Annotated in this window: 11 protein-coding genes; 5 read left to right on the top strand and 6 right to left on the bottom strand. The window is 27.8% G+C overall.

What is annotated here, in order from left to right; all coding sequences use genetic code 11:
* Window position 1: 1 nt before the first annotated feature.
* The 5 genes from ACZ5RS_RS13130 to ACZ5RS_RS13150 form a co-directional block, all read right to left on the bottom strand.
* On the bottom strand, window positions 2-1,744 hold the full coding sequence (locus ACZ5RS_RS13130) for a sensor histidine kinase (protein ID WP_464636189.1): 1,743 nt from the start codon (window positions 1,742-1,744) through the stop codon (window positions 2-4).
* A gap of 75 nt (window positions 1,745-1,819) precedes the next feature.
* Complete coding sequence (locus ACZ5RS_RS13135) at window positions 1,820-3,109, bottom strand: ABC transporter substrate-binding protein (RefSeq protein ID WP_464636191.1); 1,290 nt, start codon at window positions 3,107-3,109, stop codon at window positions 1,820-1,822.
* A gap of 303 nt (window positions 3,110-3,412) precedes the next feature.
* Window positions 3,413-4,459 carry an NAD(P)-dependent alcohol dehydrogenase gene (locus ACZ5RS_RS13140; protein WP_464636193.1) on the bottom strand — a complete coding sequence of 349 codons (1,047 nt, stop codon included), beginning with the start codon at window positions 4,457-4,459 and terminating at the stop codon, window positions 3,413-3,415.
* A gap of 27 nt (window positions 4,460-4,486) precedes the next feature.
* Window positions 4,487-5,437 carry a carbohydrate kinase family protein gene (locus ACZ5RS_RS13145; RefSeq protein WP_464636194.1) on the bottom strand — a complete coding sequence of 317 codons (951 nt, stop codon included), beginning with the start codon at window positions 5,435-5,437 and terminating at the stop codon, window positions 4,487-4,489.
* A gap of 66 nt (window positions 5,438-5,503) precedes the next feature.
* Window positions 5,504-6,538 (bottom strand): LacI family DNA-binding transcriptional regulator, encoded by a 1,035-nt coding sequence (locus tag ACZ5RS_RS13150; RefSeq protein ID WP_464636196.1) that lies wholly within the window; start codon window positions 6,536-6,538, stop codon window positions 5,504-5,506.
* A gap of 683 nt (window positions 6,539-7,221) precedes the next feature.
* Here ACZ5RS_RS13150 and ACZ5RS_RS13155 point away from each other — a divergent pair.
* From ACZ5RS_RS13155 to ACZ5RS_RS13175, 5 genes are all read left to right on the top strand, one after another.
* Entirely contained in the window at window positions 7,222-8,649 is a 1,428-nt protein-coding gene (locus tag ACZ5RS_RS13155; RefSeq protein WP_464636197.1) for a mannitol dehydrogenase family protein, read from the top strand.
* Window positions 8,650-8,705: 56 nt separating this feature from the next.
* Window positions 8,706-9,482: an SDR family oxidoreductase gene (locus ACZ5RS_RS13160; RefSeq protein WP_464636199.1), complete on the top strand. Its 777-nt coding sequence runs from the start codon at window positions 8,706-8,708 to the stop codon at window positions 9,480-9,482.
* A 70-nt stretch (window positions 9,483-9,552) separates the two neighbouring features.
* A complete protein-coding gene (locus tag ACZ5RS_RS13165) occupies window positions 9,553-10,524 on the top strand; it encodes a sugar ABC transporter substrate-binding protein (protein ID WP_464636201.1) in 972 nt (323 codons plus the stop codon).
* Window positions 10,525-10,793: 269 nt separating this feature from the next.
* On the top strand, window positions 10,794-12,281 hold the full coding sequence (locus ACZ5RS_RS13170) for a sugar ABC transporter ATP-binding protein (RefSeq protein WP_464636203.1): 1,488 nt from the start codon (window positions 10,794-10,796) through the stop codon (window positions 12,279-12,281).
* A 14-nt stretch (window positions 12,282-12,295) separates the two neighbouring features.
* Complete coding sequence (locus ACZ5RS_RS13175; protein WP_464636205.1) at window positions 12,296-13,270, top strand: ABC transporter permease; 975 nt, start codon at window positions 12,296-12,298, stop codon at window positions 13,268-13,270.
* A 74-nt stretch (window positions 13,271-13,344) separates the two neighbouring features.
* Here ACZ5RS_RS13175 and ACZ5RS_RS13180 read toward each other — a convergent pair whose 3' ends face one another.
* Window positions 13,345-14,376 (bottom strand): LacI family DNA-binding transcriptional regulator, encoded by a 1,032-nt coding sequence (locus tag ACZ5RS_RS13180; protein ID WP_464636206.1) that lies wholly within the window; start codon window positions 14,374-14,376, stop codon window positions 13,345-13,347.
* Between the last annotated feature and the right edge of the window lie 84 nt (window positions 14,377-14,460).

A 14,460-nucleotide genomic window follows, 5' to 3' on the forward strand; every position in this document is an offset into this window, starting at 1 on the left:
CTTATCCTTTAGGTATTTTTATGGTTATATTTGAGCCTTTATTAATTTTACTTTCAATTTTCATAACAGCTAAATTCCCATAATAAAGAGTTAACCTTTCTTTAACATTTACTAACCCATAAGGTTTACTAAATTTCTCTATAACTATGCCTTTATTAACCATATTAATAACTTCATTACTAATTCCTACTCCATTATCTATAACAGACAAAAAGACAAAATCGCCATTCTCATATCCACTTATTTTAATAAAGCCCCTTTCTCTTTTAGGTTTTATCCCATGATAAATAGCATTCTCTACTAATGGCTGTAATGTGAATTTTGGAATATAATATTTTTTAATTTTATCTGGAACATCTATTTCATAAAATAAAACATCAGGATATCTAGTTTGTTGTATAATTAAATATTTTGAAGTTAATTCAACCTCTTTCTCAATAGAAATAATTTCATCACCATTACTCAATGCTAGTCTATAAAATTTTGCTATATCAGTTGTAATAGTTATTGCTTCTTGCTTTCTATCTAAGGCAATTAATCTAATTATAACATCTAATGTGTTATATAAAAAATGAGGCTTAATTTGAGCTTGATACAGTGCTAACTCATATTCTCGAGTTTCTTTTTCTTTTTTAGCGTTTTCTTCAATGAGTTTTATATTTGAATCAACTAAATTATTAAAACGATTAATTAATACCTTAACCTCTTTACCATTCCCTTTAGTATTATAATATTTCGTAAGGCCATTAACTTTATTAAATTCCATATGCTTAGTGAATTGCATAAAAGGATTGCTTATAGAAGAAGAAAGTTTTTTGATAACTTGTAATAGAACAAAACCAATAATTAAACAAATAAATATAACAATAAGAATAATTTTTCTAAAGGTTTCTTCATAAACTTTAATTGAAGATAATATATAAATAGTAAAATTATTAACCTTAAATCCATTATAAAAATAATCATCATTATGATTGTTTAAAATATAAATTTCTTTATCATTAATTGTTTTACTTTTTGAATTAGCAAATTCTATTATATCAATATTTAAAGATTTATTTGTTGAAAGAATAATATTCTCATCAAAATATAAATTAATTGAAAGATCTTTAACTGATAAATTTTCTGTTAAAATTTGGGGATTTAATTCAATTAAAATCCAACCTTTTATTGTTAAATCTTTTATTGATCTTACAGCTTTAATATAATACAATTGGCCATTAGTAGTGGCACTTGAAATAAGATTTTTCCCATATAAAAATGAATATTTTGTATCTTCTTTTTGTTTTTTGATTTCATCAAATAAATCACTATCAGAAATATTTCCTGCCAATGAAATATCTATTGTGTTATTAGTTGAAAAATAATTACCATTTTTTAGTACATAAGTTATTGATGAAAACGAATTATAAAGTGTTTTCGATTGTCGTAAAATCCCTATAATTTTATTTATATCAGTTATATTGTAAATGTCTGGATTTTCTCTAATGTTGTTATTAACATTCAACATCAGCTCATTACTTGCTTGCTCTAAATTTTGTGTTAAATTATTTAGCATCAAAGAAGAAGTGCTTAAGTTTCTATCAATATTTTCGTGAATTTCTTCTAAATAAAATTTATGCATTATAATCCCAAAAATAATTGATTCAACAAGGATTATAAAAAAGAACAATACTACAAAAACTGAACTAATCTTTACTGTTATACTTGATGATTGATATTTATCTTTTAATTTTGATACCATAAAGCGTTCCTTATTTACAGGCACATCTTAATAGAATAAAAAGATGTGCCTATGAACGATTTATAAAATTAAAACTTATTCAATTACTTTTTGCATTTCTTTAATAAATGTATCAGCATCCATTACTCCAGATATTACTGCATTTACATTATCGTACAATGCTGCTGTCAAATCAACATTTGGAATTGCAAAAGGGAAATATGTTACAGATTCAATTTTTGTAATCTCATCACTATTTCTTTGTGCTTCTTTTGTTCTTGGGTTTTTAGGAATTATTTCTTCTTTTAAAGAATTTGATAATCCGAATTCTTGAATTGCTATTTTCTCTCTAAGATAGACAAAGTCAAATAAAACATCTTCAGCTAATTTTAGATTTTTACTCATAGGATTTACTCCATATCCTGTAGCATTTAAAGCACCGCCTACATGATTGTGTTTTGTTTCTTCTTCTCTTCCAGGTACTGATAATGGATTATTAAGGAAAGAAATATCTCCTTGCATTGAAGGAATTTGGTCTATATACCAAGAACCATTACCTGCCATAGCTGCTTTTCCAGTTTCTAAATATTGGAATGCTTGAGAACAATTTGTAGAAGCAGCACTTTTACTTACAAAACCTAATTTTGAAAGTTCTTCTAACTCTTGTGCAGCTGCAACAAAAGCCTCATCTGTAAATTTAGATTCACCATTTACAATACCATTTATACCTCTAGGATCTCTTCTTGTAACTAATTCATCAAAGAAAGCACAACCGGGCCAAGGTTCAGCAGCAAATAAAGAATATGGAATAATATTATTTGCAGTAAAAATCTTAACAGCATCAACAAATTCATCATAATTGGTTGGAACTTTAACACCATATTTCTTAAAAACATCATTATTATAATAGATTAAAAATGTTTCTGCTGGATGATAATTAATAGTATAAATCTTACCGTCACTTGCTTTACGTGGGTAAACAATTTGAGTCAAATTAACAATATCTTTTACATTTTTTTCTTCAATAAGATTATCCAAAGCCAAAATATTTCCTGAGGTAATTAATGCTTCAGTAGTACTTGGTCCGTTGATTTCAAAAATATCAGGCATGTTTCCTGAAGCAGCCATTGTTTTAAGTTCAACACCAGTACCATCTGCACGATGAATTATGTTAATGTCACAATTATATTTTTCTTCCAACATTTGAACCACAGTATCTAATATAATCTTATCCTGCTCTGCATAATAAGAGTATAAATTAATTTTTGCTTTACCTGAATTTTCTGAATCCATATCTGAGCTAGATTCTGATGACCCTTGTGCAATTAAGCTAAAAGAGCACATAAATAATACCAAAAAGGTTAAAACCATTTTCTTGAATTTCATAAAAAAACCTCCTATTGTTTTTTATAATAATTAATAATAGGACTAGAAAATAATGTAGGATATGTAATATCCGAACCTTATTTGAATTTTTTTACACTACTTATTTTTTTTAAATAATAGAAATATAATTAATAAACCCTAAATAAAAAATTTTATTAAACAATAGATAATTACATTATGAAATTAAAATTCTATTTTGCCAAATCTTAATTTAATAAAATAAACACTTTTTCCATATAAAAAGAGAAAGGTAGGCCAATTAAAAATAATTAGTCTACCAAAAAAAGAGTTCTTAATGCTTTTTTATTCTATCTTTATTACAGCCTTTACAATATTAGCTTTATCTTCAACTGATTTATCCATTGCATTTTGTACATCATCAAAATCAAACATATTAGTTACAACATCACTTGGATTAATTACTCCACTTGCAACCACTTCAATTGCTTTTGGATAAATATGTCTATATCTAAATACAGTTTTAATTGTTAGCTCTTTATCTAATAATAGACTCATTGGCAAAGTCATTTCACCAGTTTTTGAATACCCTACACAAACTAAATTACTTCCCTTCTTTAATACATTAATAGCAAGTCTTGTAGTTATTTCAGTTCCGGCTGTTTCAAAAGCTATATCAAAACCTTTATCCTTTGTTATGCTATTAAATTGTTCCATATAATTTTTATCTAAAGAGTTAACAGTTTGTGTTGCTCCCATTTTTTTTGCTTGTTCTAATCTTTTTGGCAAAATATCTACAACAGTAATATTAGTAATTCCATAAGCTTTTAATGCTAAAAGAGTCATTAACCCAATACATCCTGCACCAAATATAATAGCCTTTTGTCCAACTCTAGCATTGCCTTGATCTACTGCATGAAATCCTACTGCTAAGGGTTCAATTAATGCACCATTTATTGAATCAACATTATCAGGTAGTTTAAAACATAAGGAAGATGGATGAGTTGCATATTCTTGAAAAACACCATCAACTGGAGGGGTTGCAAAGAAAACTACATCAGGACATAGATTATATCTTCCAGTTTTACAAAATTCACATTCCCCACATGTTGCTCCTGGTTCTAAAGCGACTCTATCACCAATTTTTAAATTCTTTACGGCTTTACCTAATTCTACAACCACACCACTAGCTTCATGACCTAAAACAAAAGGTGGCTCAACAATATAATCCCCTATTCTACCATTTTCATAATAGTGAAGATCAGATCCACAAATACCTACATATTGGATTTTAACTAAAACTTCATTTTCTTTTGGATGTGGAATATCTCTTTCAACATAACCAATTTTTTTTATATCTTCCATTACTGCAACTTTCATTTTTTTGCTCATAAGATTCTCCTATATATTATTAAAATATCAATTACTATTTTTTAAGACTTCAATTTCTTCTATATTTGGTAATACTTTTATAACACCTTTTTTACTTGCAACTAAGGATGCTGCAGCATTAGCAAACAATAGAGTTTCTTTTAAATTTTCTTGATTAAGATTATCCAATCCTAATTCTAATACTTTATATAAAGCACTACCCATAAAGGAATCTCCTGCACCAGTTGTATCAGTACAAGGGACCTCTAAAAAGGTTGGAGCACTTACACATACATCTTTATAATATGCTTTACTACCTTCTCTACCTAAAGTTAAAAAGATTAAATCAATATCAAATTCTTCTCTAAATTTTACAATTGCTTTATCTAAATCTTCTTCTTTTGTAAACCAGGCTAATTCATTATCAGCAATCTTTAAAATATTACAGACTTTGAAACCTTCAATAAAAGCAGCTCTTGCTTTAGTTAAATCATTCCATAAGTTTTCTCTTAAATTAGGATCAAAAGAAATTAACATATTTCTCTCTTTAGCAATGCTTATTGCCTTTAGTGTAGCTTTTTTACAAACTTCATTTGTCATTGATAAAGTTCCAAAATGAAATACATCTTTATCAACAAATAAATCATCTGTAATTTCATTTTCTTTTATTTGAGCATCAGCTCCTCTATAAAAAGTAAAAGATCTGTCCCCGGTTTCATCATGATGAACAAAAGCCAAAGTCGTTCCTACCTCATCACTTTTGATTAAACCTTTAGTATCTAAACCCGCATTAACAATAGTATTTTCTAATTGCTTACCAAAATTATCATTTCCAATTTTTCCAATAAAGGCTGCATTATATCCTAGTTTTTTTATCATAGATAAGAAATTGCAAGGCGCTCCACCTGGATTTGCTTCATAAATGGGATTTCCACTTTTACTATTTCCTTCTTGAATGAAATCTATTAAAAGCTCCCCTAAAGCTAAAACATTTGCCATTATTAATATCTCCTTTTAATATTTAATCGATTAAATTTGTATTTAAAAAAATATAAATATATATTTTTATAAAATCCTTGTATTACTGTGGTTTATAGAAACAATCTCTGTATCAATACAATAATCACTATAAACAAAGGTTTCTCCCTCAATTCTACTTAATAATAATTTTGCTGCTTTTTCACCAATTGCTTTAGTATTTTGTTGAACAGCAATTATTTCTTCTCTTATGTTATTCATCCAGAAAGCATTATCAAATGTTCCAAATAAAATATCTTCTTGTAAACGTATCTTATGTTCTCTTAAATAATTAATAACACCAAATGCACATAAATCATTTCCTGAGATAATACAATCTACTTTCTTTTTATTAATTAGGAAATCAATTATCTGGCTCCATTCTGGATCTAGAGCTAACTCACTATATACCATTGGTCTAGTATTCCCATAAATAACACAATCTTCATCAATAGGTATATTATTTTGCTCTAATGCATCCTTATAACCATCAACTCTCATTTGAAAAGTATTATCATATTTAGAAGATACAAATGCTATTTTTTTAGCACCTCTTTTAATCAACTCACAAGTTAGATTAAAACTTCCTAAAGTATTTGTGATTAATACTGTATCACGTCTAATATTAATTGGCTTTCTATCAACAAAAACCAATGGAATATTTCTAACTATAGGTTCTAGATTCCTCCAATCTTCATTTACTGGGATGACTATTATTCCAGCTAAATCTTCACATCTACAAATCTCAAGCTGATTCTTTTCTTTATTAGGATCTTCATGAGAATTAATATATAAAATCTCATAACCGCTCTTAATTAATTCTTTTTCTATTGCATAACCAATTTCATGATAAAAATAATGACTTAAGTTAGAAACAATAAAACCAATCATTTTTGATTGACCGCTTCTTAATTTTCTTGCAGTAGAATTTACTCTATAGTCTAATTCTTTAATTGCTTTATTTACTAAATCCTTTGTTTCTGCTTTAACATTACAAGAATTATTAATTACATGAGAGACTGTAGCTGTAGAAACTCCTGCTTTTTTAGCTACATCCTTCATAGAAGCCTTATTGTTTTGCATCTTAACTCACTTTTAATCGATTATATGACTTATAATAGAATATAAAATATTAAAAATCAAATCTTTTTTTATATTTTATTGAATTTTCATATAAATATACATTATATACGTATATTTATTCATATATGCTATAATTAAGGCTCTAAAAATAGGTTTCATAAAATAATTATCCATAAATTTTATCATTTTTTAAATATAATATCTGAATTTATTTTTTTACTTAATACATTTTAAGTAAAATTTTTATATTTCACAATAGGACACTAATCGATATTTTTTTATTTATTTTTAACTTCAAATTTATAATTAATTCTTTATGATAAAAGAAATTATAATTATAATTAAACTAATAAATTTATTAAAATTAAATCTTTTTTTCAGTTTTTTATTAATATTTTTAATCGATTAAAAAATATTTTAAAATTTTTGCTTGCACGATATAAAAAACAATGTTAGATTGATTTTATACAAAACAGGGAGAAAAAAACTTAACAGAAAATTTGCTCTAATTTATCATAATTCTATAATTTATAACTATTAATATGATATTTTATAATAAGACGGTCTTTTTGTGAGTTATATTTTTTTACAACAAAATAAAAATTTTTTCGATAAAAATACAAAACACTTAATTTTTTTTACCAATTAATTTAATCGATTAAATTTTAAAAGGATTTATAATAATGATAACACTTTCTAACCAAAATTTAGCTAACCTTAAATCAAAATTTAATAAAATTCCTCTTTATAATCGAATGGAGTTATCTCCTTCCCTAGTTCATATAGGTCTTGGGGCTTTTCATAGAGCTCATTATTTATCATATATTGAAGAATTAATGGATAAAGGAATTTATACTCAAGGTGTTCATGAAATTGATATTATTGATTCTAATAATGAATTTGTCACAGAACTTAGAAATCAAGATTACTTATATTCAATTTTAGAAAAAGATCCTTTTGGCAATGAGAGATTAGAAATTCGTGGTGGTATAGCAGATTATACTAATTATTGTAATGATTCAGAAAAAGTTCTTTCAATTTTAGCATCTGATAAGACTAAATTAATTTCTTTAACTGTTACTGAGAAAGGATACTGTTATGATAGTGAAAATCATAAATTAGATTTAACTAATCAACTAATTATTAATGATTTAGAGGAAGACTTTCCTTCTACTTTAATTGGAGTTTTATCAAAATCTCTTAATAATAGATTTAATTCAGCTAAGGCTCCAGTTACTATAATGAGCTGTGACAATGTTCCAGAGAATGGTAATATGTTAAAAGGTTGTATTTATGAATTTATTTCAATTAAATATCCACAAATACTATCTTGGGTAAAAGAGAATATCAATTTCCCAAATACTATGGTTGATAGAATAACCCCTGCTACATCTCAAAAAGATATTGAAGAATTAGAGAGTAAATATAATTTACATGATATTTGTGGTGTTCACTGTGAAGATTTCAAAACCTGGGTTATTGAAGATATTGATATTCCAGAAATTCAAATGTTCTCTAAAGTTGGAGCTTTAATTGTTGATAGTGTTTTACCTTATGAATTAATGAAAATCAGATTATTAAATGGTGCTCATAGTGCACTCTCCTACCCTTCCTATTTACTAGGACATAGAGATGTTGATGAAGGAATTAATGATCCACTTATTAAAGATTTCATTAGAAATCACTATATGGAAGAAATTACCAAGTCTTTAAACCCAGTTCCTGGTGTTGATTTAGAGATATACAAAGATCAATTGATTGATAGATTTTCTAATAAATATATTAAAGATAAACTACTTAGATTAGCTAGTGATGGTTCTAAAAAAATTACTAATGCAATAGTAAAACCTCTTTTAGAATTAAAAGAGAAAGATGCATTAATCCTTTCTTTAGCCTTTTGGGCAGAATTTTTAAAAGGTGTTGATAAAGAAGGCCATACAATTCCAATTGAAGATCCAAATGCTGATTTACTTCAAGAAAAGATAAAAGATGATACATCTTTTATGAATTATCTAGGAATAAAAGAAGAAAACACAATACAAAAATTTAGTGACTTTAAATCACAAATTAATAGTAAAGGAATCAAAGAAACTCTTAAAGATTTTCTTTAAATTCTGCACTCTAAATAAAAAAATTATCGATTTAAACAATAAGGAGATTTATAATTATGGGAATTATTGAAAAAATGAGACTTGATGGAAAGAAAAGTTTCATAACAGGTGGAGCTAGAGGAATTGGAAAAAGTGTAGCAATAGCCTTTGCTCAAGCTGGATGTGATGTTGCCATTGTTGATATTGATATAGAAGAAGCAAAAAAAACTGCACAAATGCTAAAAGATGAATATCAAATTGAAACAATTGCAATTAAAACTGATGTTACAAACCCAGAAGATGTTAATAAAATGATTGATATTATATTAGACAAATTTGGCAGATTAGATGTTGCTTTTTGCAATGCTGGTATTTGTATTAATGCTCCAGCTGAAGAAATGACCTATGAACAATGGAAAAGAAATATTGATATAAATCTGAACGGAGTTTTTCTAACTGCTCAAGCAGCAGGAAAGGTTATGTTAAAACAAGGTGGTGGTTCAATTATCAACACAGCTTCTATGTCAGCTCACATAGTAAATGTTCCTCAACCTCAATGTGCATATAATGCCTCAAAAGCTGGAGTAATTCAATTAACAAAGTCTTTAGCAATAGAATGGGCTACAAGAAACGTTAGAGTAAATTGTATCAGTCCAGGTTATATGGCAACTGAATTAATCAAGAACTCAGATCAATTAAAACCATTGATTTCAAAATGGAATGAAATGGCTCCAATGAAAAGAATGGGAAATCCTGAAGAATTACAATCGATTTGTGTTTATCTTGCTGGAGATACTAGTTCTTTCACAACTGGTTCTGATTTCATAATAGATGGAGCATTTACTTGCTTCTAGATTTCAAAAACAATTCATTCAAAATGAATTATATAAATAAATAGAAACAATTTTAAAAAGGAGAATTTTTATGAAAAAGTTGTTAAGTGTATTAGCAATAACTGCATTTGTTATTGCCCCAATGTTTGCTAATGGTGCAAGCGAAGAAAAGTCTGATACTTTCAAAGTTGGTGTTACTATTCAATCCCTAGAAAACAGCTATTGGGCTGGTGTATTTGGTGAAGTTGAAAAATTAATGGATGCAAAAGGTTGGGATTATACAGTTCTTAGTTGTAATGATAACTCTGCAACACAGATTCAACAAATTGAAAACTTTATTACTAATGGTGTAGATCTAATCATGGTACATCCATCAGATCCAAATGCTCTAGAAGATTATTTAGCAACAGCAAGAAAAGCTGGCATTAAAGTAATGTGTTGGGATGATAAAATGACAAATACTGATGTTAACTGGGTTCTAGATAATGCTAAATTAGGAAAAGCTATTGGTGCTGAAGCAGGTAAATTTATTGCAAAACATTATACAAGTGCATCTCCAGCTGAAGTAGCAATTATTAACTATCCACAAACTCCAATCTTATTAGATAGAGAAAATGGTATTTTAGCTGGATTAAAAGCAGAAGCAGACGGAAAATATAAAGTTGTTGCACAACAACCTGGTCTTGATGCTGCTACAGCTTTAACAGCAATGGAATCAATTTTACAAGCTCATCCAAATGTAAGAGTTGTTTGTTCTATTGGTGCTGGTGGTGATATTGGTTCTAACGAAGCATTTATGACAAGCACACAAGGTAACATTCCTGATGATATGGGTATTTTCTCAGCTGATGCAACTCAACAACAATTACAAGCTATTGTTGATGGTGAAGCAACTCGTGCATCTGTTGGTATGGAAGGCTCAAACATCAAAACTGCTTCAGCATGTGTTGATATGTATGAAAAATTATTAACTGGCTACACATTTGCTGAACAAAATGTTTATAGACCATTAACTGTTATGGATATTAGCAATGCAGCTGAATATTTGAAAGACTTTGAATAAAAAATAACAGATTAATTCCTTATACAATTACCCTATTAATTTAATATCTAATATTGGTTAATAGGGTGCTAATTTAAGCAACAAAAGCTGTTGCTATTAAAATGATATTATTATGAAAGGTATGAATAATAAAAAATCTAAAGTCTACCGCTTTATTGGTACAAAACAAGATATTTTAACCAATTATTCATAAAACAATAAAAAGTTACACTAATAAAGAATTTGAACTTATAATTTAATAAACTTAGCAAAACAAAAGGACAAAAATAATGAGTGAATACGTACTTGAATTACAACATATTGTAAAAAAGTATCCAGGTGTTCTTGCTTTAAACGATGTATCTTTAAAGATAAAAAAGGGACAGATTTTAGGCCTAATTGGCGAAAATGGTGCTGGTAAATCAACCTTAATTAAAACTTGTTCAGGTGCAGTAATACCTACTTCAGGAAAAATTATTGTAAATGGAAAAGAATTTACAAGTATGAGCCCACAATTGGCAAGAGAAAATGGTATAGCAATTATCTATCAAGAATTCAATAACATTAAAGGATTATCCGCTGCTGAAAATTTATTTCTAGGAAATCCTATAAGAAAAGGAATAATGATAGATCGAAAAGCAATGGAAGAAGAAGCAAAAAAAGCTTTTGATCAATTAAATATAAAAATTGATCCAAAAGAATTGTGTGGAAATCTTTCCGTTGGTTATCAACAAATGATTGAAATCGCAAAAGCAATTAGATTAAATGCAAAAATTTTAATTATGGATGAACCTTCTGCTCCATTAACAAGCAAAGAAGTTGAATCTATGATGGCTGTTTGCGAATTATTAAAATCTCAAGGTGTTGCAATTATTTATATATCTCACAGATTAGAAGAAATTTTCAGACTTACAAGTGAGATTGTTGTACTCAGAGATGGTGAATACATAAAAACTTTAGTAACCAAGGATTCAAATATAGATGAATTAATTCAATTGATGGTTGGTAGAGAATTAAATGAGTCATATCCCCCTAGAAAAGAAAATACAATAACCGATGAAACAATATTAAAACTTGAAAATTTATGTGGTAATGGTGATAAAAATGTAAACCTAGAATTAAAAAAAGGTGAAGTTTTAGGTATTGGCGGATTGATTGGAGCAGGAAGGACTGAACTTGCTCAATTAATTTTTGGATCTGTTAAAAAAGATTCTGGTAAAATTATATTCAACAGCAAAGAAATTAATCCAAAATGCCCTAAAGACGCTATTGAACTTGGAATTGCTTTAGTACCTGAAGATAGAAAAAGACATGGTGCTATATTACATAATTCAATTAATCATAATATCAATATGCCAATATATGATAGATTCTCAAAATTTTCAAAAATAGACGAAAAGAAAGAAAAAGAAATTACTAATAAACAAGTAGATGAGCTATTAATTAAAACACCTAGTATAAATCAAATTGTTAAAAACTTAAGTGGTGGAAATCAACAAAAAGTAATTCTAGGCAAATGGCTTGCAGCAAATTCCCAATTAATTATTTTAGATGAACCTACTAGAGGTATTGATGTAGGAGCTAAATTTGAGATCTACAAAATAATAAACGATCTTGTTGAAAATGGAAAAACTGTAATTTTAATTTCATCAGAGATGGAAGAATTAATCGGTATGAGCGATAGAATTATCGTATTTTCAGAAGGTGTTATTACTGGGGAATTACAAAAAAATGAATTTAGTCAAAATGCAATTATGGCATTAGCATCTAATTGTTAAAAGGGAGATTTAAAATGACTGAAAAAATAAATACTAAAGATAATAATAATGCAATATTAAATCAATTTAAGCAAAAAGCAATTTGGGTAGTATTATTACTACTAGTTATTGGATTTTCAATCGCAAATCCAAGATTCTTATCATCAAACAACTTATTTACTATTGCTCGTCAAGTTTCCATGTATGGAATAGCATCAATAGGAATGACTTTTGTAATTTTGATTGCCGGAATTGACCTTTCTACTGGTTCAATTATTACAATAGTAAATGTAGTTTGTGCATATTTAATGGTTAATTTAGGACTAAGCATCCCTGTAGCAATAATATTATCAATGCTATTAGCAATAGCAATTGGTTTTATAAATGGAGCTCTTGTTTCTGTCATAGGAATTCCAGCTATTATTGCCACTTTTGCAACTCAAATAATATTTAAAGGTGCTGCATATTTAATTTCTGGTGGTGTTCCAATCTATGGTTTTAATCCCAGTTTCAAAGTAATTGGACAAGGTTATGTTGGGGTTGTACCTGTTCCTGTTATAATTATGATTGTTTGTTTTGCTGTAGGTTCTTTTATATTAAACAAAACTTATTTTGGTCGTTACTTCTATGCTGTTGGGGGAAATGAAGAAGCTTCAGAACTTTCTGGAATTAAAGTTGGTAGAACAAAATTCTTAATTTATACATTAGCTGGATTCTTTGCTGGACTTGCAGGAATAGTAATGCTTTCAAGAACTAATTCAGCTCAACCCACTGCAGGTTTAGGTTATGAATTTGATGTAATTACTTGTGTAGTATTGGGTGGTGTTTCAATTACAGGTGGATTTGGTAAAATAAGTGGCGTAATTGCTGGTGTATTAATAATTGGTGTATTAACAAACGGAATGGTATTATTAAACATAAGTACATATATGCAATTAATTGTTAAAGGACTTGTTTTAATTGTTGCAGTAGGCTTTGACTGCATTCAAAAGAAAAATGCTACTACATAATAGCTTTTAAATGTTTAGTTTCATACTATTCATATAATATCTAATGAAGGGGAAGGTAAAACTTCCTCTTCATTTTATTTATGTTTAATATCATTATTAATGGTTAGAATTTTAGTTTCAATCCTATAATCATCATAAATGAAAGTTTCACCATTCAAACGTCTCAATAAAATTGAAGCAGCCTTCTCACCCATTGCACTTGTATCTTGTTCAACAACAATTAATTCTTCTTCCAAATTCATCATCCAAAACGCATGATCAAATGTTCCAAACATAATGTCTTTTTGCAATTTAATATTATGCTTTTTAAAATAAGAAATAGCGCCAAAGGCAAATAAAGCATTACCTGAGATTATACAGTCTACTTTCTTTTCATTTATTACATAATCAAGAATTTTTTGCCAATCTTCATCAACAGCCAATTCATTGTAAGTTTTTGGCTTATGATTATTAAATATTATACAATCATTATCTATCTCTAAATTATTTTGTATCAAAGCATCTTTATAACCATCGAGTCTAAGTTGCATAGTATTATCAAGTTGAGGAGCAATAAAAGCAAATTTCTTTGCCCCCTTCTTAATTAATTCATTGGTAAGATTAAAGCTACTTTGAGTATTTGTAATTAATACAACATCACGTCTAATATTTTTTGGCTTTCTATCTATAAAGACAACTGGAGTAGAATCAACAATATCTTTTATTTCACTCCAATCATCATTAACTGGAACTACAATTATTCCTGCAAAATCTTCTAACTTGCAAAGGTGTAATTGCTGCTTTTCCTTTTCTGGATCTTCATGGGAATTTATATAAAACAATTCATAACCATTTTTATTTAGTACTTCTTCAATTTTAACACCAATCTCTTGATAGAAATAATGAGCTAAGTTAGAAACTACAAACCCAACAATTTTAGAATGCCCAGTCCTTAGACGTCTTGCAGTTGGATTAATTTTATAATTCAATTCTTTAATTGCATTATTAACTTTAATCTTAGTTGCCTCTTTTACATTACAAGAGTCATTGAGTACATGAGATACAGTTGCTGTAGAAACACCTGCTAAATTTGCTACATCCTTCATTGATGGTTCATTGGATTTCATTCTTTAGTATTTTCCCATAAAAGTATTAAAAGTTTTTTTATTTAAAACATAAACTAAAAACTAATAAAAAAATATAATAAGATT

This window comes from Pleomorphochaeta caudata (genome assembly GCF_055395745.1).

Coding starts and splice junctions, on each gene's coding strand:
- ACZ5RS_RS13130 (WP_464636189.1), bottom strand. CDS start 1,744: ATGGTATCAAAATTAAAAGATAAATATCAATCATCAAGTATAACAGTA.
- ACZ5RS_RS13135 (WP_464636191.1), bottom strand. CDS start 3,109: ATGAAATTCAAGAAAATGGTTTTAACCTTTTTGGTATTATTTATGTGC.
- ACZ5RS_RS13140 (WP_464636193.1), bottom strand. CDS start 4,459: ATGAGCAAAAAAATGAAAGTTGCAGTAATGGAAGATATAAAAAAAATT.
- ACZ5RS_RS13145 (WP_464636194.1), bottom strand. CDS start 5,437: ATGGCAAATGTTTTAGCTTTAGGGGAGCTTTTAATAGATTTCATTCAA.
- ACZ5RS_RS13150 (WP_464636196.1), bottom strand. CDS start 6,538: ATGCAAAACAATAAGGCTTCTATGAAGGATGTAGCTAAAAAAGCAGGA.
- ACZ5RS_RS13155 (WP_464636197.1), top strand. CDS start 7,222: ATGATAACACTTTCTAACCAAAATTTAGCTAACCTTAAATCAAAATTT.
- ACZ5RS_RS13160 (WP_464636199.1), top strand. CDS start 8,706: ATGGGAATTATTGAAAAAATGAGACTTGATGGAAAGAAAAGTTTCATA.
- ACZ5RS_RS13165 (WP_464636201.1), top strand. CDS start 9,553: ATGAAAAAGTTGTTAAGTGTATTAGCAATAACTGCATTTGTTATTGCC.
- ACZ5RS_RS13170 (WP_464636203.1), top strand. CDS start 10,794: ATGAGTGAATACGTACTTGAATTACAACATATTGTAAAAAAGTATCCA.
- ACZ5RS_RS13175 (WP_464636205.1), top strand. CDS start 12,296: ATGACTGAAAAAATAAATACTAAAGATAATAATAATGCAATATTAAAT.
- ACZ5RS_RS13180 (WP_464636206.1), bottom strand. CDS start 14,376: ATGAAATCCAATGAACCATCAATGAAGGATGTAGCAAATTTAGCAGGT.